Genomic DNA, 2,561 nt, shown 5'->3' with positions numbered 1-2,561 from the left:
GCCTTCGGCGAGCGACCCTCCCCCTCCAGGGGAGGGTAAGATCACTGCCTCACGCCGCGGCTTCCTTGCGGTCGCGCAGGAAGCGGAAGAACTCGACGCCTTCGCGCAGGCGGCGCTTCATCATCTGGGGAGAGCGCACCATCTCGGAGACGATCGAGGCGATCTTCGGCGCGCGCAGGTAGAAGCGGCGATAGAAATCCTCGACCGACGTGAAGATCTCGGTGTGCGAGAGGTGCGGATAGTTCATCGCCGCCGCCTGCACGCCGTGCTGGGAGACGAGCTGCATGCTCTCGTCCAGCAGCCAGCCGTTCTCGATCGCCTGGTTGTACAGGAACGTGCCCGGATAGGGCGCGGCGAGCGACACCTGGATGGTGTGCGGATTGATCTCGGTGGCGAACCGGATCGTCTCCTCGATGGTCTCCTTGGTCTCGCCCGGCAGGCCGAGGATGAAGGTGCCGTGGATCTGGATGCCGAGGTCGTGGCAGTCCTTGGTGAACTTGCGCACCACCTCGATCCGCATGCCCTTCTTGATGTTGTGCAGGATCTGCTGATTGCCCGACTCGTATCCGACGACCAGCAGCCGCAGGCCGTTGTCGCGCATGATCTTGAGGGTCTCGCGCGGCACGTTGCCCTTGGCGTTGCACGACCACATGATGCCGAGCTTGCCGATCTCGCGGGCCAGCTCCTCGACGCGCGCCGTGTTGTCGGTCAGCGTGTCGTCGTCGAAGAAGAACTCCTGGACCTGCGGGAACGCCTGCTTGGCGTAGCGCAGCTCGTCGATCACGTGGCCGACGCTGCGCACCCGGTAGCGGTGGCCGCCGATGGTCTGCGGCCACAGGCAGAAGGTGCAGCGCGACTTGCACCCGCGTCCCGTGTAGAACGACAGATACGGGTGGCGCAGATAGCCGGAGAAGTAGTTCTCGATGACGAGATCGCGCTTGTAGACCGGGCTGACGAAGGGCAGCGAGTCCATGTCCTCGAGGATCTCGCGCTCGTCGTTGTGGACGATCACGCCGTCGCGGTTGCGCCAGGAGATGCCCTTCACGGCCGCGAGATCACGCCCCTCGGCGATCTCCTTCACGGTGAAGTCGAACTCTTCACGCGCCACGAAATCCACCGCCGACGAGGCGGCCAGGCAACCCTGCGCGTCGACCATCGCCTTGGCGCCGACGAGGCCGATCTTCACGCCCGGATGGGCGGCCCGGATGGCCTCGGCGGTGCGGATGTCGGACGAGAAGGACGGCGTCGAGGTGTGCAGCACCACCAGGTCGCGGTTCTTCACCTCGGGCAGCACGTCGTCGATGCCGAGCCGGTGCGGCGGCGCGTCGATCAGCTTGGAGCCCTCGACCAGCGCGGCCGGCTGGGCCAGCCAGGTCGGGTACCAGAACGAGCGGATCTCGCGCTTCGACTGGTAGCGCGCGCCCGCGCCGCCGTCGTAGCCGTCGTAGGAGGGCCCCTGCATGAACAACGTGCGCATCATCTCACGGACTCCCCTGTGGTGGCGGTGCCGGTGACGGTCCTGCCGGAGACTGCCGCCTCCGTGAACGTGCCGTCCGCCCGCATTCGATAGTCCTGGTCCTTCCAGGTCACCCCGCGGCCGAGGAAACTCGCCACGAACACCGCGAAGGTCAAGAGGTCACGCAGCGGAACGAGCGGAAGAGCCGGCACTGGAAGCGCGAAGGCAACACCTGTCCGCAGCGCGAGACAGATCCGGCACAGGATCGCGGCGAGCGCGAGGCCGAGCGCCGGCCGTCCCCCGCCGAAACAGAAGGCCAGCAGCGCGAAGGCGAGCGGATGCGTCACGGCGGAGCCGAGCCAGCCCCGCGGATCGAGGCTCATCACGGTGCGGGCCCAGCGCAGCTCGTGGTTCCAGACGGCCGAGACGCTCGCCTCGTCGCAGCGATGCAGCACCGCGAAGGCCGGCACCGCGACAACCTCGCCGCGCGCCCGCACGGCCGCGCCGATCGCGTAGTCGTCGGCGAGCGTATCGGCGAACGCACGAAATCCGCCGATCGCCGCGAGCGTCTCGCCGCGCAGCGCGATCAGGGCGCCGAAGCACGGCTGCGCCCGCCCGATCTCCAGGCCCGTCACGGCATTGGGCAGGAAGTGCGACACGAGCCCGAGCGCGACGGCGTCGGACCACACCCCGACGGCCCCCTGCCCGCCGTAGAGACAGGTGACGGCGCCGACGCCGGGCTCGGCCAGGGCCGCGACGACGCGGGCGAGATCGTGCTCGCGCAACCGGATGTCGGCGTCGGACAGGACGACGACCGGATGGCGGATCACCTTCGCCATGTTGACCAGGTTGGAGACCTTGCGGTTCGTTCCGTGCAGGGTCGGGTCGACGACGAGATCGATGCGGACGCCGGGATGCGCCGCGATCAGCCGCTCGACCACGGCGACGGCCGGATCGGCGGCATCGGCGACGCCGCAGACGATCTGCAGCGGTCCCGGATAGGTCTGGCGGCACACCGTCGCGAGGTCGTCGAGCAGGCCGGGCGGCGCGCCGTGCAATGGCTTCAGCACGCTCACGCCGGGCGCCGGCTCGCCGGCCGGCCCCG

General features: G+C 68.8%; 2 protein-coding genes. Both read right to left on the bottom strand.

From position 1 onward, the window contains the following. Nucleotides 1-49: 49 nt before the first annotated feature. Nucleotides 50-1,477, bottom strand: coding sequence for a hopanoid biosynthesis associated radical SAM protein HpnJ (gene hpnJ / locus CH341_RS30545; RefSeq protein WP_111423306.1), 1,428 nt, complete (start codon nt 1,475-1,477; stop codon nt 50-52). Then, the coding region (hpnI, locus tag CH341_RS30540; RefSeq protein ID WP_111423303.1) for a bacteriohopanetetrol glucosamine biosynthesis glycosyltransferase HpnI at nt 1,477-2,561 on the bottom strand (1,085 nt) is incomplete at its 5' end. The genes hpnJ and hpnI, both read right to left, overlap by 1 nt.

The organism is Rhodoplanes roseus, from assembly GCF_003258865.1.
GTDB classification, from domain to species: domain Bacteria; phylum Pseudomonadota; class Alphaproteobacteria; order Rhizobiales; family Xanthobacteraceae; genus Rhodoplanes; species Rhodoplanes roseus.
This window is presented reverse-complemented; position numbering and strand designations above follow the sequence as displayed.

Coding starts and splice junctions, on each gene's coding strand:
- hpnJ (WP_111423306.1), bottom strand. CDS start 1,477: ATGCGCACGTTGTTCATGCAGGGGCCCTCCTACGACGGCTACGACGGC.